Here is a 17,729-nt window from a genome sequence, read left to right as displayed (position 1 = left end):
CAATTAGGTTATACTCCCTTCAGAGGGGTTGAGAAAATATGGTTCGCACGAAAGCCTTCGAGCCGTCGCAGGCGTTGGACAAGGCGATGAAGCTGTTCTGGCGCAACGGGTACGAGCGAACGTCCGTCGGCGAATTGGTCGCGGCGATGGGAATCAACCGGGGGAGCCTATACGACACGTTCGGCGACAAGCAAGCGTTGTACGCGGATTGTCTGAACCGATACGCAGAGGTTTATGCGTCCCGAATCGTCGACACGCTGTCGCGTCAGCTGCCGGTCTATCCGACCTTGAAGCTCTTGTTCGACAATGTCGTCGATCTCGTCCATGAGGATCGCAGCAACTGGGGCTGCCTGATGACGAACACGGCCAGCGAGCTTAGCCTGCACGACGACAGGGCGGCCGAGCTGGTGAAGGCGCATTTTCTAAGATTGGAGCAAGCGTTCACGGGATTTCTTGAGCGGGGAAAGGAAACGGGGGAGCTCGCGGCCGACCTGGATGCGCGCGCTTACGGCCGCACGCTGACCGTCTCGTTCACGGGACTCGCCACGCTTGCCAAGACGCAAGTGCCGCGAGACTTTCTGAAGGACGTTATCGAGACGACGCTCCGGCCGTTCAGCAGATGAAGGAAAGGACCTGTCCCTGCCAGGATAGGTTTTTCTTTTGGCTTTAATGGAACGATCATTCCAAATAGAAGGGGGTGACCGCTGCCGTCCAAGGTGACGGGATTCGCAGCTTCAAGATTGGTAAGGAATCATCGTTGATCTCATTCGGAGAGGGGTAACATCGTCCATGAAATCGCTAGGCGAGAACGTTAAAAAGCTGGCCGTCGTCACGGCATCCTATTCGGGCATCGGCTCGGAAATCAGCAAGCAGTTGGCGCGGGAGGGATACGACCTGATCTTCATCGGCAGGGACCGCGGGCGTATGGAGAAGCAGTGTCAAGCGCTCAGAACGTTGGCTCCGGCCAGCTCGATCCGCGCGGTGGCGGCGGATCTGTCCGACCACGGGCAGATCCGCGAAGCCGCGCGTCAGGTGTCGGAAATCAGCTCCAAAATCGACCTGCTCATCCACAACGCGGGTATTCTGCTCGATGGCGTACGTCTCTCTCCCCAGAAGCAGGATCTCCACTATGAAGTGAATACGTTCGCGCCGTACCTGCTCACCGAGCTGCTTCGTCCGCGACTTCGGGCTGCCGGCCGGTCCGTCGTCGTCTTGGTCGGCTCCAGCGCGATGAAGATGGCGAGGAAGCTGGAGCTGGCGGATCTGCCGTCTCCGCGCAGGTTCAAAAAGTTCAAGCCTTACGCGCAATCCAAGCTGGCCGGTGCCGCCGCCTTCTTCGCGATGGCCGACGATTACGAGAAAGACGGCATCGCGCTGCGCGTCGCAGATCCCGGCATGAACCGGACGGCGATGTCGAAGAACCCGGGCGTGCCGGGGCTTTTCCGCATGCTCAGCTTCCTGTTCCAGACGCCCGACGGCGGCGCGAGGCGGATCGTCGACGCGGCGACGAATCCGGGGTTCGGCGCGCGAGGCGGCATCTACATCGAGAAAGGAAGAATCGCCCGCACGCCGCCGCCGGTGACGGATCACGCCGTGCAGCGGGAGCTGCTCGACTTGCTCAGCAAGCATCGATAGCCGGTCCGGCACTAAAGGAACAGGGGAAAACCTTGCTTTTTCCCTGTTTCTATTTCCCCGCCGCTCGATTAAGATGAAAGCGATATAGGCGGAATATGAGGCATCGAATCTAGCGAAGAGGACGTGGCGTCCGTGCATATGATGCTCATCGAGGATGAACCTGACGCGCTCGCGGGCATGACCCGGATCGCGGCCGGCTTGAACCTGCCCGACCTCACCTTGCATACGGCGGACAATGCGGAGAGCGCCCTGCCGCTCATCCATGCGTTCCAGCCGGAGCTTATCGTCACGGACATCATGCTGCCGAGAATGACGGGCTTGGAATTGATCGAGAGCGTCGTGGACGAAGGCGGCTATAAGCCTAAGGTGATCGTGGTCAGCGGATTCAACGACTTCGAATATGCGCGCCAGAGCATTCGGCTTGGCGCGTTCGATTATTTGCTCAAGCCTTTCCGGACCGAGGACTTCAAGGCGCGAATCGAAAAAGCCATCGGCCTGGTGCTGGCGGAAAAGAAGCTGGCGGCCGAAAATTCGAAGCAGCAGTCGCTCGCGGAGAGAGGCAATCATGCGATGCGCGACGAGTATCTCATCGAGTTCTGCACCCGTCCGACGAGCTTGGAGGAGCACCTCTATCAACGTCTTCGATTGTGGCAGATCGCGTGGCTCGCGGAAGCGCCGTACACGGTCATGCTGATGGACGTCAAAGGCTATCCGGACGGCAAGCCCCTCCATCGGGATCACGCGTTGCAAACGTTCGCGATCGGGAATATCGTGAGCGAGCTGGCCGAGGCCCGGTCGTCCTCCGTCCTGCTGAAGGATCCCAAAAACAGGTGGATGCTCATCACGGCCTCCGACCAGCCCGAGCAAATGGCCAAGGAAGCGGTGGCGTCCGTCGGCAGCTATCAGCGGATTACGCTGGCCGTCGGCATCAGCGCAAAAATGCAGCGCTTCGATCAGTTGCACGAAGCTTACGCGCAGGCACAGCGGGCATTTCAAATTCATTCGTTGTCGGACGAGGCTCCGATGCATTACGAGTCTCCCGCCGCGTCCGCCGCCGCTGCGGCCAATTCGATTCCCGAAGCGATCGGGGCCCTGATCGTGAGGGGGGGACAAGGAGACGCTGAAGGACGCCGTATCGGCGTATTTCCGGCAAGCGGTCCTGCAGGGCGCGAATTCCTACGGGCATGAAGAAGTCGTCCGCATTTTGCTCGGCTTTCTCTCCCGGATCCATCTGGCGCTCAAGGACGCCGAAGGCTGGCAGCTCGAAGAGGTCCCCATGCGGGTATGGGAGGAGCTCGACGCGTGCAGGACGTTGGACCAATATTCGAACGTTCTTGTTCAGTACGTGCTGAATCTCTGCCGCAAGACGACGCAAAATGCGGTCATCGCCAGGGCGATCCGAATCATCTCGGAGCACTACGCGGAGGATCTGACGCTTCAGACGATCGCCGACCGCTTGTCCATGCATCCGGTGTGGCTAAGCCAGTCCTTCAAGCGCGAGACGGGGCAGACGTATATGGATTTTCTGACCGAGACCCGGTTGGCGCACGCGAGGCGCCTGCTTACCGAGAGCTCGATGAAAATATACGAGATCGCCGAAGCCGTCGGGTATCGCGATCTGCAGCATTTCGGAAGCGTCTTCAAAAAAGCGCGTAGGCCTGACGCCGAAGGAGTTCCGATACGGCAAATGAAGTGGACGCGAATCGCCGCGGGCGACCTATACCGGAAAATGATCCTGCTCATGTGCCTCTCCGTGCTCCTTCCCCTGGGCGCGCTCGGCTACTTGTCGTACGAGCAGTCCAAAAGGCAAATCGGGTTCGTGACGACGCAATTTCTCGAGGACAACCTGCGGGTCAACGCCAAGGCGGTCGACGACTTTCTCCAAGGCGTGGAACGGCAATCGGAGAGCATCATCGGCTCCGGCGAGCTGCAGTCTTTTCTGCGGCAGCCGGAGCCATCCGCCTATACGGAGGAACTGACCTTCATCAACCGGATGAACGCCTTGATTGCCCGGCTGAAGGGACCTTACGAGCTCTACATCAGGCCTAAGAGCCTAAAAGCGTACCCTAACTACCGGAATCTGATGGGCTTGTCCCGTATCGACCCCGAGTCCGCCTACTTCGAGGAGGCGCTGACGAGGAACGGCCAGGGCAAGTGGGTTCATCTGTGGGACGAGCGGATTCGGCAGCCCGTCCACCTCTACGTCCGGGCCATCCGTTCGCTCGACGACTTCGAGCCGATCGGCATCCTGGCGATTCGCGTACCCGAGTATCTCGTACGAACCGAACTGATCCCGCCTTCTTCCTTCAAAAATTACCGTTTTATCATGGTCGACGAGAAGGATCGCATCGTCTCGCAGCCCTACGAAGGGACGTATCTTGCGCCTTATCGGCCGATCGAAGGCTGGTCGAGCGCGCAGATCGGCCTTCAAGACGGGGGCAGGCTGATCGCGATGCTGCCCGAACGGGATTTGACCGGCAATATCGGCCGCATCAAGAGCTTCACGATCGGAACCGTCATCGCGAGCTTCCTCGTGATCGCCCTGTTCGCGGCGATCGTCATTCGCAACTTCACGCTGCCGATCATGCAGCTGGTCAAGCATATGAAGCAGGTGCGCAAAGGGCTGCTGGAGCCGTTCCGCGCGCAACGTACGCGCGACGACGAGATCGGACAGCTGGTGAACGGGTACAACCGAATGACCCAAGATATGTCGGACCTGCTGGATACGACCAAACAAATGGAGTCGGACAAGCGGCAGCTTGAGATGCAGTCGCTCATCCATCAGATCAACCCTCACTTTTTTTACAACACGCTGGACTCGATTAAATGGAGCGCGGAGCGGGCGGACGTACCCGATATCGCCATGATGGTGACGAAGCTCGCCAATCTGCTTCGCTTCAGCCTGAACAACGGCGAAGAGTGGACGACCGTCGGACGCGAGATCGAGCATGCCAGGAGTTACATGGAGATCGAGCTTCTGCGAAGCAAACGGTCGTTCCAGTTTTTCGTGCAGGCGGATCCGGACGTGCTGGGGCTTCGGCTTATCAAGCTCATTTTGCAGCCGCTCGTAGAGAATGCCGTGAAGCACGGGATGAACCGGATGCCCGAAGGAAAGGGCAAGATCCGGCTTACTGCGAGGAGATCCGGCGCCGCCTTGGTCTTCGTCGTCGAGGATAACGGACCGGGCCTCGGCCAACGCCAGGCGATCGCAGCGGAAGTCGACGCTAATGAAAAAGAGCGCCGGACGGGCGGCTTCGGCCACGGCATCGGGCTGTCCAACGTTCATAAACGGATACAGCTTCATTTCGGCGAGCCGTACGGGATCGAGATCGAAGCGGGCAGGACGGAGGGCTTTCGGATCGCGATCCGCGTGCCGGTTCAAGAGGTCCGGTAGCGCGTCGGGGCCAACCCGCCAATCCATCAATCCAAGGACGATCCTCGGCGAGCCGAGGATTTTTCGCATTATCAGGCCAGCCAGCGTTTTATTTTCCGCGCCTGAAGTCGATAAGAATCCAATGCCAAACCTGAAAATTGCCGTGTTCATCTTCGGCAGGCCAACGGCTACGATGAGAGTGCCCTATCGGATTTCATAGATGAACCATCGAATGGAGGCTGGGATTGATGAGAAAAAGAAAAGCATGGCTGGGCTTGCTGCTCGCGATCGCGATCGTCGTGAGTTTGTGGCAGGTGCCGGGGAAACAAGCTTATGCATCGGGCGAATACGACACGCTAAGGGCCAAGTGGAAGGAGATGCTGACCGGTGGGACGAGCTACAATCCGTCCGACCCCGAGATCGCGCCGAAGATCGCTTCGATCCAAGCGGATGCCGCCGGCGATATGAACACGATGGACGTATCTCCGGCGCGCACGAGACTATGGGCGTTCAACGGAGCCACGAGCGGCGAGATCGCGAAGCTGTCTTACCGGAAGCTGAAGGAGATGGCGCTCGGCTATGCCACGAAAGGCACGTCCATGGAGGGAGATCCGGGCTACCGCGACGCGATCGTCTCCGCGATGGATTGGATGTACGCGAACCGGTACAACGAGACGATCGCGGAATCAGGCAATTGGTGGGACTGGGATATCGGCGCCCCGATCGAGATGACCAATATCGTCATCTTGATGTACGACGATTTTACGTCCGCGCAGCGAACGAATTATATGAACGCGATCGAACATTTTGCAAACGCTTCCCTATATGCTTATTCGGGCGCCAATCGGGTATGGCTGTCCTACCTGATGGCGGTACGCGGCATGATTCTGGAGGACGGCGGCAGAATCGCGGCGGGCAGGGACGGCTTAGGGGACGTCTTCGAATATGTCGCGTCCGGCGACGGCTTTTACCGGGACGGCTCCTTCGTCCAGCATACGAGGTTCGCCTATACCGGCGGATACGGCAAAGACATGCTGAAGGATATCGCCAACCTGATGTACGCGCTGAGCGGTTCGTCCTGGGCGGTGACCGACTCCCGCAAGGACAATCTGTTCAAGTGGGTCTACGACGGCGTCGAACCGCTCCTCTACAAGGGCGCGATGATGGACATGTCTCGCGGCCGCGAGATCTCGCGCAATAAATTCCAGGATCACGTCGTCGGCCACGACGTGCTCCAGACGCTGATCCGCATCTCGCAGTTCGCGCCGCTAGCCGACCGGCTCGCGATTCGCTCGCTCGTCAAGCAAGAGATCGGAGCGGACGCGTACCGCAGCTTTTACGACGACGCCAGCATCGATATGATCCTGCTCGCGCGCCAGATCATGAACGACGCCGCGGTCGTCGCTCGCGGCGAGCTGTCGCTGAACAAAGTATTCTCGGGGATGAATCGCGTCGTGCACGACCGGCCCGGCTTCGGCTTCGCCGTCAGCATGAGCTCCAAGCGCATTCTGCCCTACGAGTCGATTAACGGAGAGAATCGCAAGGCCTGGCACACCGGCGAAGGCATGACATATCTCTACAACGGGGATCTGGGGCAGTTCAGCGACGATTTCTGGCCGACGGTGGACCCTTACCGGCTGCCGGGAACGACGGCCCAATTCGAGACCCAGACCCAGACGGCGAGCGGGCAGGGCGGCGACGTGGCCGGCGGCGCAACGCTCGGCGAATACGGCGTGGCGGCGATGCGCCTTGCGCCGTACGCGCAGACGCTCGACGCGAAGAAGTCGTGGTTCATGTTCGACGACGAGATCGTCGCGCTCGGGGCCGGCATCTCGGCATCGGACGGCAAAGTCGTCGAGACGACCGTCGAGAACCGGAAGCTGAACGCGGCCGGCGACAACGCCTTTACGGTAAACGGCACGGCGAAGTCGACGGCGCTCGGCTGGAGCGAGACGATGACCGGCGTCAATTGGGCGCATCTCGACGGGAACGTATCCGGCTCGGGAATCGGCTATTACTTCCCGTCCCCGGCGGCGTTGAAGGCAAGCAGGAAGGCGAATACGGGCGCTTGGAACGCGCTGAATACGTATGTCGGCTTCAACGACGCCACGCCGGTCACGCGGAACTATTTGAACCTGTGGTTCGATCACGGCACGAACCCCGCTTCGGCGGAATATGCCTACGTTCTGCTGCCGAACCGCACGGCGGCGCAGGTCGGCGCCTACGCGTCGAGCCCGGACATCGCCGTGCTGGAAAACTCGGAAGACGCGCAGGGCGTACAGGAGGCGGGGCTCGGCATCAAAGCCGTGCAATTCTGGAAAGACCAGCCGAAGACCGTGAGCGGGATCACCAGCGACAAGGTCGCCTCGGTCGTCGTGAAGGAGACGGCGAGCGAGATCTCGGTATCCGTCGCGGACCCATCGCAGCTGAATACGGGGACGATCCAGATCGGATTGAGCGCGACCGCGGCCTGCACGATCGAGAGCGATCCGGGCATCGTCGTTCAGCAGACCGCCCCCGGCATCCAGTTCACGGTCGACGTGAACGGCAGCGCAGGCAAATCTTTCGTCGTCTCGTTCAAGAAGAGCGGCACGTGCGGCGGGACGCAGCAGACGACGTACGAGTCGGAAAATCTGCCCTTCGATTCGTCCGGCGACCCGTCGCAGATCGTCGTGTCGGATTCAGCGGCCAGCGCCGGCAAGTGGAGGAAGTATGCGTCGAACGCGGTCGGAGACTATGCGGAGCATGCGCTGAACGTGCCGCAGGCCGGCACCTACAACGTATCCGTGCGCGGCAAGCTGTCGACGGACAGAGCGACGGCCCAGTTGACCGTGCAAGGCATCGCGGTAGGCGTCCCCGTGGACTTCTACAAGTCGGGCACGGCATCGTTCCAGACGATTCCGGTCGGCACGATGTCATTCGCTGCCGGGGGACCGAAGACGTTCCGCTTCACCGTCACGGGCAAGAACGGCGCCAGCACGGACTATGTGCTGCCGCTCGATGCCATTATTCTGGAGCGTATAGGACCGATGCCTGCCGTATCGAGACAGGAGGCTGAGCTGCTATCCGCGTCGAGCTCTGCCGGCGATACCGTAGTCGCCGTCAACGACGGCGGCGCGAGCGGGGGCAAGATGTCGAAGCTGAACGCGAACGCGGCGAACGATTATGTCTCCTACACCGTGAACGTAGCCGCGCCCGGCACGTACCGGATTTACGCGAAAACAAAAAAACTATACGGATCGCGGCATCTTTCAGCTCTATGTAGACGGCGTGGCGCAAGGTACGCCGGTGAACCAATACGCCTCCGGTCAATCGTTCCAAACGGTCAATCTCGGCACGATCAATTTTTCCTCGGCCGGCAGCCGAACCTTCAAATTCCAGGTGACGGGCACTTCGGGGACGGGGTACATCCTCGTATTCGATCGGCTCGAATTGGTGCCGGAGTGACCGCGAGGCGCGGATAACCGCCAATCGATTCGGCGAAGGACGCTCGCGGCCGCCGCGAGCGTCCTTTTCACTAAAAGACCAAGGGGAAACACTTAGAACCCCCTGTTCAAACGAGATCCCCGGGCAGGTAACATGGAGTCAGACCATGAAAGAAGGAGTGACCCCATGAACACGGTCGTCAAAGCCGTTCCCCGCGCAAGCCGCGCGCCGAGTGTCCCGCTGGCCCGATTCGGCAGAGCGGTATGGAAGCACAAAATTTTATACTTGTTTCTGCTGCCGGGGTTGATCTATTACCTGACTTACAGGTATACGCCGATGCTGGGCGCGATCATCGCGTTCAAAGACTACAACATCATGGACGGCATCGCCAAAAGTCCCTGGGCCGATCCCTGGTACAAGCATTTTCAAACCTTTTACGAGTCGCCGTACTTCTGGCAACTGCTGTCGAACACGCTGCTCATCAGCTTATACAAGCTCCTGTTCGGGATGATACCCGGCATCGCGCTAGCCGTCCTGCTGAACGAGATCAAGAACAAGGTGTTCCAGCGATTCGTTCAGACGGTCACCTATTTGCCCCACTTCCTGTCCTGGGTGATCATCTACGGCATCTGCGTCGCCTTCTTGTCGGAGACGAACGGACTGGTGAATCACATGATCAAAGAGCAAGGCGGGCAAGCGATCAACTTCCTGTCCTCCACGCAGTGGTTCCGCAGCATCCTCGTCGGCTCCGAGATCTGGAAGGACACCGGCTGGAGCGCCATCATCTACCTGGCCGCGATCGCGGGCATCGATCCTTCGCAGTACGAAGCCGCGCGGGTAGACGGAGCGGGCAGGATGCGCGGCATCTGGCACGTCACGCTGCCGGGGATCCGGAGCGTGATCGTCCTGCTGTTCATCCTGAAGCTTGGCCAGATGCTGGACGCGGGCTTTGACCAAATCTACATCATGTACAACATTCAAGTTTATCCGGTCGCGGACATCATCGACACCTGGGTGTTCCGCACGGGACTCGAGCAGTTGAACTTCAGCATCGCGGCCGCCGTCGGGCTGTTCAAGTCGCTGGTCGGATTCGTGCTCGTCGTGTCGGCGAACCAGGTAGCCAAGAAATGGGGGGAGCAAATATGGTAACGAGTCTTAGAGACCGCTTGTTCGACTGGACGGTCATCGTCATTTTAAGCTTGTTCACCCTGGCGATCATCTTCCCGCTGCTCTACGTCGTGTCCGTCTCGCTCACGCCTTACAGCGAGGTGCTCCGCAACGGCGGGTTCATTCTCCTTCCGAAGAAGCTGACCTTCGACGCCTATGCGGCCTTCCTGAACGATTCGCTTATTCCGCGGGCTTACGGCGTTACGATCTATATTACGGTAGTCGGCACGTTCCTCAATCTGTTATTCACTTCGTTAATGGCCTATCCGCTCAGCAAAAAAATATTTGCCCGGACGCAAGCCGCTGCTGTTCTTCGTGACGCTGACGCTCCTGTTCAACGGCGGCGTCGTGCCTACCTACCTGGTCGTCAAGTCGACGGGCATGATCAACTCGCTGTGGGCGCTCATCATCCCCAGCGTCATCTGGACCTTTAACCTGCTGATCGTAAAGACGTTTTTCGAAAATCTCCCGACGGAGCTAAGCGAGGCCGCCCGGATCGACGGCGCCGGCGAGGTGCGGATCCTCACCACGATCGTGCTCCCGCTATCGATGCCCGTTCTCGCCACCGTCGGCTTGTTCTACGCGGTCGGCCATTGGAACGAATTTTTCCAGGCGGTCATGTACATCAACGACAACAACTTGAAACCGCTGCAAGTGATTCTGCGCTCCATATTGGCGAGCGCGCTCACGCCGCCGATGGATGCGGAGGACGTCCTGCCGTCGCAGTCGCTGCAGATGTCCGCGGTCGTGCTCTCGGCGCTTCCGATCCTCGTTGTTTACCCTTTCCTCCAGAAGTACTTTACGCAAGGGATGCTTCTGGGCTCGATCAAGGGTTGACATAGACTTTAACTAAGAAAAGGGGAAATCGTATGGGACAAAATTCAAATGGGGGCAAGAGCGCGATCTTCGTCCTTCTGCTCGCCACCGCCCTAACCGGCTGCGCGTCGGGCAATAACGACGGACAAGCGAGCGGCGGAGACGCCGGCCAGAAGGAGGGCAAAGAGAGCGGGGCGCCCGTCAAACTGAACCTGTTCGTCAGCGGCACGAATCTGCCTGCGCCGCAGGAAGACTTTATTCTTCAGAAGCTGAACAAGGACTTGAACATGGACCTCTCGTTCAACGTCGCGGCGCCGACCGAATACGAGCAGCAATTGAACGTGAAAATCGCGGGCGGCAGCGCGCCGGATATTTTCTCCGTATCGAAGGCGCAGTTGCAAAACTACGTGAAGCAGGGCATCCTGCTGGACCTCGATCCCTACCTCGATAAGATGCCGAACGTGAAAAAGATGCTCGGAGAGAACGACTTGAACAAGACGAAAGTGGACGGCAAGCTCTACGGCATTCCGAAACGCGCTTATCTGCCGATGGCCACCTACTGGATTCGAAAAGATTGGCTCGATAAGCTGAAGCTCGGGATGCCCAAGACGACCGACGACTTCGCGAAGGTCGTCCAAGCGTTCACGGAGCAGGACCCGGACGGCAACGGCAAGCGGGATACGTACGGCCTCACGGGCAGCGGCATCGGCAGCCCGGACGCGGTGAACGCGCCGTCCACGTTCGATCCGGTCTTCTCCGCCTTCGGCGTCGCCACGCCGGGTCAGTTCATGATCAAGGACAATCAAGTCGTCTATTCGACGCTGCAGCCGGAGATGAAGGACGCGATCGCCTACATTCGCGATCTGGTCGAAAAAGGCTACGTAGATCCCGAGTTCATGAGCAACGTGATGACGAGGAGCCAGGAGAAGGTGTTCCAGGGCCAGGCGGGCATCGTGTACCTCAACTGGGCCGAGATGTCCAAGGACGAGTTCGTCAAGCAGTACAAGGCGATCAATCCGAACGCGGAATGGGTGCAGCTGCCGGCGTTGACCGGTCCGGGCGGCACCTATCAGGGCAGCTTCGATATCGGCAGTACCGGCGGACGGTATGCGTTCCCCAAGCAGCTGGCCGACGATCCGCAGAAGCTGGACAAGGTGCTGGCGTATATCGACTATATTACGGCAGGACCGGGATCCTTCCTGGTCATGTACGGCTTGGAAGGCGTTCATTTTAACCTCGAAGGCGACAAGGTCGTCCCGACCGACCGCATCTCCGAGACGGGATATGCCTTTAACCATCAGCTGACCGGACGCGACGAACGAAACTATTTGACGACGAAATTTCCGAAGCAGCAGGCTTTGATCGATTTTGCGGCCAATGAACCGCGAATCGAGACGTACAATGAAATGATCCCGCTCCCCGCGGACTTCCAGCTGGCGGACAAGACGCGGTTCGAGATCGAGGAATTGACGAAGTTCGTGTTCGGCAACAGGCCGATGGCGCAATTCGAAGATTATACGAAGACGCTGCAGTCGCAATACGGACTCGATGCCTATCGGCAGGCGGCGGCTGATACGCTGAAGTCGCTCGGGTACTTGAAATGAGGAGGATTCTGGAACCGGCCAGGGAGATTCCCGTGTGGCATGAAGCGGACATCTGCGTGCTCGGCGGCAGCTGTACCGGCGTATTCGCCGCGGTCCGCGCGGCGAGGCTGGGCGCCAAGATCGTCATCGTCGAGAAGCAGAATGCGTTCGGCGGCGTCGCGACCTCGGGCTTGGTCAACATATGGCATACGTTGTACAATACCGAGTTTACCAAGCAAATCATCGCAGGGCTGACTTGGGAGACGATTGAAAGGCTGAAGCGGGTAGGCGCCGTCTCGGAGGAGCAGAAAAGCCATTCGGTCGGGTACGTGCTCAATACCGAGGAGCTGAAGATCGAGCTGGACCGCATGGTCGTGGAAAGCGGGATCAAGGCTTACCTGCACACGATGTTCGTCGCCCCCCTATGCGGAGGATGGCGAGCTGACGGCGATCATCGTGGAAAACAAGTCCGGAAGGGGTGCCATTCGCGCCAAAGCGTTCATCGATGCGACCGGAGACGGCGATTTGTGCGCGCGGCTGTCGCTGGCGCATCGCATGGCCTCGCATTTCCAACCGTCGACGACTTGCGCCAAGATCGCGGGATGGGGCTCGAGCGGAGACACGCAGGACGACGTGACGGGTAGCGACCGCCTCATCAACTTCGATCTGCAGCAAGCTAGGCTTGCCCATCGCGAGGAGTTCGAGCTCCCCGAAGGTTTCGGTTGGGGGAGACATGTGCCGGGAACCCGGGACGTCTACATGTATGCGGGCACGCGGATTTATCACGCGAACAGCGCGGACGGCGACGACCTGACGTACGGCGAGATCGAAGGCCGCAGGCAAGTGCGCGCCGTCATGGATCTGATTCGCAAATACGGTCCGGACAACCGCCTTGCATTGGTATCGCTGCCCTCCTACATCGGCACGCGGGAGACGCGGCATATCGATTGTCTCTACCGGCTTCAAGGGAGCGACGTTCTATACGGCAAGCCGTTCGACGACGCGATCGCCTACGGAAGCTATCGGGTCGATATCCATCATCAGGATAAACCGGGGCTGACGTTCAAATATTTGAACGGCGAACAAGTCTACGTCCGCCCGGGCCATCCGAACGAGGCAGGAAGATGGCGCGGCGCGCTGGAGAAAGATCCGACTTTTTATCAGATTCCTTATCGCTCCCTGGTCCCGCAAGGCCCCTTCGGCAACGTGATCGCGGCCGGACGGATGATCGACGCGGACGAAGAGTCGTTCGGGGGGCATCCGGGTCATGGTGAACATGAACCAGACCGGCGAAGCGGCTGGCGTCGCCGCTTATCTGGCGCTGCATCGTTCGACAACGCTGAAGGACGTTGAAGCGGTCGGACTCCGCAAGGAGATGCAGGCGGGCGGCTCGATCGTGCTTTGAATGATTCGGGCGGCGAATGAGGTTTATCGAATATCATCGAACAAGCGCCGGGCTTCCCTGACCGGCGCTTGTTCTTATTTTCTTCGGTAGTACTTTCCCAATCATTGATCCATTCTTCCTGGTCCCTGGCGCGTCTCCATGCCCAACGTGAAGTTTCCCATTCATGGATCGCTTGCCGCTTCGTCTGGTAGAATCGATAATCGCAAATGTTCCAGGAGCAATACACTTTCCGATACCATTTGCCGTTTGCGGCTTCGTCTCTGTAACGACGAACCGCCTTGCAGGATAGGTTTAGCGCGGGTTATCAAAATAAAGTCGCAACATTCCTTAAACTATGAATGACATACTTCGGGCGAACATCCGCATCGATCGGTTGACCCTGTCGGTTGTAGTAACAAAAATCGATGCCGGCATTGATCGCGCCATAGTAGTCGTCCCGCAACGAATCGCCAATGAACAAAGCCTCGGTACGATCGATGCCTAATTGCTTGAGCGCTTCGTCGAATATTTTTTTTATCCGGCTTCCAGTAACCCACTTCATCCGAGATAATCAGCGCGTCAAAAAAGTGATTCATCCCTCCCGCAGCAAGTCTGCTTCTTTGCGCTTCGCCGATGCCGTTGGAGATGACGGCCAGCTTGTGCCTGCCGTGCAAGTGAGCCAAGACTTCCATGGCGTGGTCTTCAAAGTCGCAAGCAAGGCAGAACGTTTCCCAGTATAACGTAGACAGCAGGTTAGCTTCCGAGTGATCCAGCGCAAGACCTTGAAGCGTATCCCGGAACGAATATTCTAATACTTGATGAATCGTATAGTTGGATATGAGGCGCTCATTCCAATATCGGAAGTTGACGTCGCTGAAAAGCGCCCAAAAAGCGTCCCACGAAAAGGCTTCTTTATGGATGAGTCCGTGCTTTTCTACGGTGTTTTGCATGGATTTGAGTTCGCTCATCGAATAGTTTAACAGCGTATTGTCGAGATCGAAGAGAATCGCTTTGTAGCTCACGTGCTACCTCCCGGAAGGCGATGCTAAGATTTTTAGATACATAGTATGATTATAGTAAGATTATACCTATGAATCGTTCGTTAGGAGGAGGCCGCTTGCGAATTATTTATGCGACTGAGTCGGACTACGACTACATCAAGAAGCATGATCATCATTTGTTAGAGAGCTTAATTTCCCAAAAAAATCAGACAAAGGGCGAGATGCTTGCTGCTCGAGCAGGAACCTTTAGCGATTTTATTTACGAAAAACCTCTCCTAAAAACCTCTGGTAGAAGGAGTGAACGAAATGCCCGTGAGTAATCATCGGTTCCACGCCAATATGTCCGACAACACAGTCGTAAATTATCAATTATTTCTTCCCCGGGACTATGCGTCGACCGAAGCCAATTATCCTTTGATCCTATTTCTTCATGGCATAAACAGGCGGGGAAGCGATATTCAACGGTTGGATGGTTATGGCCTTGCTTGGGTCGCAGAAAACAAACAAGACTTCCCGTTCATCGTCGTGACTCCGCAATGTCCGGCCGATTCCGATTGGACGAAGGAATATGATTCGATCCTGGCATTGGTCAGCGATATTCAAGAGAATCATCGCGTCGACGAGGATCGGCTATACGTAGCCGGATTCAGCATGGGCGGACATGGAACGTGGGATTACGCATCAAGGTCGCCGCAGCTATTTGTTGCTTTTGTGCCGATGTCCGGCTGGTTCGATCCGAGTAAAGCCATGCTGCTAACAGAGGTCCCGATCTGGGCGTTTCATTGCGTGGATGACGACAAAGTCCCCGTATCCGAAACCAAGGATATGGTCCAAGCTTTAACGGCTATCGGAGCGCACGTAAACGTTACCTACTTCGCCGGCCTGCGGCACGATGCGTACAAAGTTATATTTGAAACGTTTAGTAATGCTGTGTTGTTCGAATGGTTGTTAAAGCAAAAAAAAACCGTACAGAGCGGGGAGTGTCGCTGTGATTAGCCTGGGCGCCGATACGATCGTTCTTTTTAAGCAATTCACCGATTGGACGGATACTTTGCGGAAGATCGATGAGCGGATATGGATAGGGCCTATTGCCGAGGGGAAAGCAACCGTAGCGGAGATCATCGCGCATCTGCAGCATTGGGATCGGTATCTTATCGATACGGTTATTCCGGCGTTGAAGCGCGGCGAGGGAATAACGTTTCCCTCGTTCGATGCGTTTAACCGGATCGCGTATGACTATGCCCGGTCGGGAGTGGCAAGGGATCGCCTGCTCGACGAATTTAAGCAAACGCGTCATGCGTTGGTTGAACGCTTGCTGGCCGAGCCTGACGTTGTAGTCAAACACGTAACTGTAAATGGCGTAGAAACTTGTCCGCACACCGGTACGCCCTATTCGCTGCTCTACATCATCCATGAGTTTAACGACCACGACCGTCATCATCAAAATCAAATATTGGCGGTCATCTGACCGGTTTGTAGGGTGTGCGCAGCCGAGATAGCCGGAAAAACCGGCTAACTGGACTGAAAGTCGGTGTGCGCAGCCGAGATAGCCGGAAAAACCGGCTAACTGGACTGAAAGTCGGTGTGCGCAGCCGAGATAGCCGGAAAAACCGGCTAACTGGACTGAAAGTCGGTGTGCGCAGCCGAGATAGCCGGAAAAACCGGCTAACTGAGCCGGATGCGGACGCGCGGAGCCCGAGATAGCCGGAAAAACCGGCTAACTGAGCCGGATGCGGACGCGCGGAGGCCGAGATAGCCGGAAAAAACGGCTAACTGGTCTGAAAGTCGGTGTGCGCAGCCGAGATAGCCGGAAAAACCGGCTAACTGGACTGAAAGTCGGTGTGCGGAGCCCGACATAGCCGGAAAAACCGGCTAACTGGACTGAAAGTCGGTGCGCGCAGCCGAGATAGCCGGAAAAACCGGCTAACTGAGCCGGATGCGGACGCGCGGAGCCCGAGATAGCCGGAAAAACCGGCTAACTGAGCCGGATGCGGACGCGCGGAGCCCGAGATAGCCGGAAAAACCGGCTAACTGGACTGAAAGTCGGTGCGCGCAGCCGAGATAGCCGGAAAAACCGGCTAACTGAGCCGGATGCGGACGCGCGGAGTCCGAGATAGCCGGAAAAACCGGCTAACTGGTCTGAAAGTCGGTGCGCGCAGCCGAGATAGCCGGAAAAACCGGCTAACTGAGCCGGATGCGGACGCGCGGAGCCCGAGATAGCCGGAAAATCGGCTAACTGGACTGAAAGTCGGTGCGCGGAGCCCGAGATAGCCGGAAAAACCGGCTATCTGGACTGAAAGTCGGTGCGCGGAGCCCGAGATAGCCGGAAAAACCGGCTAACTGGACTGAAAGTCAGTGCGCGCAGCCGAGATAGCCGGAAAAACCGGCTATCTCCGCATCCGGTCCAGAGCCGGCATCGCGCATGCCGATCAATCGTTCACCTGCTGCAGCCAACGCCGCAGCACGCTCCCGACGGCGTGCGGATTTTCCTCCGCCAAGTGATGGAAGCCTTTCCCGATATCGCTGAGGGTCAGATTCGGCAAGTTCGCGGTGCACCAGGCGAGCTGCGGCTCGCGTACGGTACATCCGGGCGTGGCGTAGAACAGCAGCTTCGGTATCGGTGAGGACGTCAACCATTCATTGCGCGCGTTCACCGCTTCCACGACCTCGGCCGGGCGGCCTTCGATCGGGATTTGGTTCGGGAACACCCACATCGGCTTCCGGTCCTCGGGCCGGCGGAACGGCTCGCGATACTGCTCGTGCTCCTCGGGCGAGATCGTCCGGTTGATGATCGTACTCGTCATCCCTTCGACGAATACGCTGTTGTCCCGCATGAACGGCCATCCTTCCGCAGGGTCGCGCAGCTTCTGGAACAGGGGCTGCGCCTCTGGGGGAGAGAAGTCGGACCAAGCCGCATTCGGATACAGCGCCTGCGGTTCGAGCATCGCGATCGCTTTGATCTTCCCGGGATGCCGCATCGCATATTGCAAGCCGATCGCCATTCCCCAGTCATGCCCGACCAGCGTGATGTTGTCCAGCTCGAGCTGCTCGATGAACCGGGTCACATAATCGACATGCTCCAGAAACGTATAGCCGATGTCCGGCTTGTCCGAACGGCCCATCCCGATGAGATCGACCGCGATGCAGCGGCGGGTATCCTGCGCATACGGAATGATGTTGCGGTACATGTAGGACCAGGTGGGATTGCCGTGGAGAAAGACGACGGGATCGCCGGCTCCGAGGTCGACGTAATGCAGCCGATGGCCCTTCACGGTCATATAACGCGATTCGAACGGGTAGGCGGCGCCGATCGGCGGCGTATCAGGGGTAGTCAAGGCGAGACA

General features: G+C 58.1%; 13 protein-coding genes and 4 pseudogenes. 14 read left to right on the top strand and 3 right to left on the bottom strand.

From position 1 onward, the window contains the following. Nucleotides 1-38: 38 nt before the first annotated feature. The 11 genes and pseudogenes from OMP38_RS16710 to OMP38_RS35925 all read left to right on the top strand — a co-directional run bounded on the left by OMP38_RS16710 (nt 39) and on the right by OMP38_RS35925 (nt 13,405). Nucleotides 39-623 (top strand): TetR/AcrR family transcriptional regulator, encoded by a 585-nt coding sequence (locus OMP38_RS16710; RefSeq protein ID WP_277566138.1) that lies wholly within the window; start codon nt 39-41, stop codon nt 621-623. A gap of 166 nt (nt 624-789) precedes the next feature. Further along, entirely contained in the window at nt 790-1,635 is an 846-nt protein-coding gene (locus OMP38_RS16705; protein ID WP_277566137.1) for an SDR family NAD(P)-dependent oxidoreductase, read from the top strand. A gap of 138 nt (nt 1,636-1,773) precedes the next feature. Then, the gene (locus OMP38_RS16700) at nt 1,774-2,823 is read left to right on the top strand and encodes a response regulator (RefSeq protein WP_277566835.1); all 1,050 of its coding nucleotides are present in this window, start codon (nt 1,774-1,776) and stop codon (nt 2,821-2,823) included. Nucleotides 2,824-2,839: 16 nt separating this feature from the next. Beyond that, a complete protein-coding gene (locus tag OMP38_RS16695; RefSeq protein WP_277566136.1) occupies nt 2,840-5,029 on the top strand; it encodes a histidine kinase in 2,190 nt (729 codons plus the stop codon). Nucleotides 5,030-5,256: 227 nt separating this feature from the next. Next, nucleotides 5,257-8,472 (top strand): polysaccharide lyase family 8 super-sandwich domain-containing protein, encoded by a 3,216-nt coding sequence (locus OMP38_RS16690; RefSeq protein ID WP_277566135.1) that lies wholly within the window; start codon nt 5,257-5,259, stop codon nt 8,470-8,472. A gap of 148 nt (nt 8,473-8,620) precedes the next feature. Then, on the top strand, nt 8,621-9,583 hold the full coding sequence (locus OMP38_RS16685; protein ID WP_277566134.1) for an ABC transporter permease: 963 nt from the start codon (nt 8,621-8,623) through the stop codon (nt 9,581-9,583). Then, a pseudogene (locus tag OMP38_RS16680) lies at nt 9,577-10,438 on the top strand (carbohydrate ABC transporter permease). The gene OMP38_RS16685 and the pseudogene OMP38_RS16680 overlap by 7 nt, the downstream one beginning before the upstream one ends. Before the next feature lie 32 nt (nt 10,439-10,470). Beyond that, the gene (locus OMP38_RS16675; protein ID WP_277566133.1) at nt 10,471-12,021 is read left to right on the top strand and encodes an extracellular solute-binding protein; all 1,551 of its coding nucleotides are present in this window, start codon (nt 10,471-10,473) and stop codon (nt 12,019-12,021) included. Continuing rightward, nucleotides 12,018-12,419 (top strand): annotated as a pseudogene (locus tag OMP38_RS16670) (FAD-dependent oxidoreductase); the annotation flags it as partial. The gene OMP38_RS16675 and the pseudogene OMP38_RS16670, both read left to right, overlap by 4 nt. Nucleotides 12,420-12,456: 37 nt before the next feature. After that, a pseudogene (locus tag OMP38_RS16665) lies at nt 12,457-13,194 on the top strand (FAD-dependent oxidoreductase); the annotation flags it as partial. Between the two features lie 73 nt (nt 13,195-13,267). Then, complete coding sequence (locus OMP38_RS35925) at nt 13,268-13,405, top strand: hypothetical protein (RefSeq protein WP_420869664.1); 138 nt, start codon at nt 13,268-13,270, stop codon at nt 13,403-13,405. A 304-nt stretch (nt 13,406-13,709) separates the two neighbouring features. Here OMP38_RS35925 and OMP38_RS16660 read toward each other — a convergent pair whose 3' ends face one another. Both OMP38_RS16660 and OMP38_RS16655 read right to left on the bottom strand, forming a co-directional pair. Continuing rightward, nucleotides 13,710-13,946, bottom strand: a complete 237-nt coding sequence (locus OMP38_RS16660) for an HAD family hydrolase (RefSeq protein ID WP_277566131.1) — start codon at nt 13,944-13,946, stop codon at nt 13,710-13,712. A 4-nt stretch (nt 13,947-13,950) separates the two neighbouring features. Beyond that, nucleotides 13,951-14,352: pseudogene (locus OMP38_RS16655) on the bottom strand (HAD family hydrolase); the annotation flags it as partial. A 149-nt stretch (nt 14,353-14,501) separates the two neighbouring features. Here OMP38_RS16655 and OMP38_RS16650 point away from each other — a divergent pair. Genes OMP38_RS16650 through OMP38_RS16640 form a run of 3 tightly spaced genes read left to right on the top strand, consistent with a single transcriptional unit; the run spans nt 14,502 to nt 15,853 of the window. Continuing rightward, nucleotides 14,502-14,705, top strand: a complete 204-nt coding sequence (locus tag OMP38_RS16650; RefSeq protein WP_277566130.1) for a hypothetical protein — start codon at nt 14,502-14,504, stop codon at nt 14,703-14,705. Then, nucleotides 14,692-15,381, top strand: coding sequence for a carboxylesterase family protein (locus OMP38_RS16645; RefSeq protein ID WP_277566129.1), 690 nt, complete (start codon nt 14,692-14,694; stop codon nt 15,379-15,381). The genes OMP38_RS16650 and OMP38_RS16645 overlap by 14 nt, the downstream gene beginning before the upstream one ends. Further along, nucleotides 15,374-15,853 carry a DinB family protein gene (locus OMP38_RS16640; protein ID WP_277566128.1) on the top strand — a complete coding sequence of 160 codons (480 nt, stop codon included), beginning with the start codon at nt 15,374-15,376 and terminating at the stop codon, nt 15,851-15,853. The genes OMP38_RS16645 and OMP38_RS16640 overlap by 8 nt, the downstream gene beginning before the upstream one ends. A gap of 961 nt (nt 15,854-16,814) precedes the next feature. Here OMP38_RS16640 and OMP38_RS16635 read toward each other — a convergent pair. Next, the gene (locus OMP38_RS16635) at nt 16,815-17,720 is read right to left on the bottom strand and encodes a haloalkane dehalogenase (RefSeq protein WP_277566127.1); all 906 of its coding nucleotides are present in this window, start codon (nt 17,718-17,720) and stop codon (nt 16,815-16,817) included. Between the last annotated feature and the right edge of the window lie 9 nt (nt 17,721-17,729).

Source organism: Cohnella ginsengisoli, from assembly GCF_029525555.1.
Taxonomy (GTDB): domain Bacteria; phylum Bacillota; class Bacilli; order Paenibacillales; family Paenibacillaceae; genus Cohnella; species Cohnella ginsengisoli.
Note: the sequence above shows the minus strand (reverse complement) of the source record. Positions and strands in the feature narration are given on the sequence as shown.

Excerpts from the sequence above, each read along its gene's own strand:
- OMP38_RS16710 (WP_277566138.1), top strand. The coding sequence starts at position 39 with ATGGTTCGCACGAAAGCCTTCGAGCCGTCGCAGGCGTTGGACAAGGCG.
- OMP38_RS16705 (WP_277566137.1), top strand. The coding sequence starts at position 790 with ATGAAATCGCTAGGCGAGAACGTTAAAAAGCTGGCCGTCGTCACGGCA.
- OMP38_RS16700 (WP_277566835.1), top strand. The coding sequence starts at position 1,774 with ATGATGCTCATCGAGGATGAACCTGACGCGCTCGCGGGCATGACCCGG.
- OMP38_RS16690 (WP_277566135.1), top strand. The coding sequence starts at position 5,257 with ATGAGAAAAAGAAAAGCATGGCTGGGCTTGCTGCTCGCGATCGCGATC.
- OMP38_RS16685 (WP_277566134.1), top strand. The coding sequence starts at position 8,621 with ATGAACACGGTCGTCAAAGCCGTTCCCCGCGCAAGCCGCGCGCCGAGT.
- OMP38_RS16675 (WP_277566133.1), top strand. The coding sequence starts at position 10,471 with ATGGGACAAAATTCAAATGGGGGCAAGAGCGCGATCTTCGTCCTTCTG.
- OMP38_RS35925 (WP_420869664.1), top strand. The coding sequence starts at position 13,268 with ATGGTGAACATGAACCAGACCGGCGAAGCGGCTGGCGTCGCCGCTTAT.
- OMP38_RS16660 (WP_277566131.1), bottom strand. The coding sequence starts at position 13,946 with ATGAAGTGGGTTACTGGAAGCCGGATAAAAAAAATATTCGACGAAGCG.
- OMP38_RS16645 (WP_277566129.1), top strand. The coding sequence starts at position 14,692 with ATGCCCGTGAGTAATCATCGGTTCCACGCCAATATGTCCGACAACACA.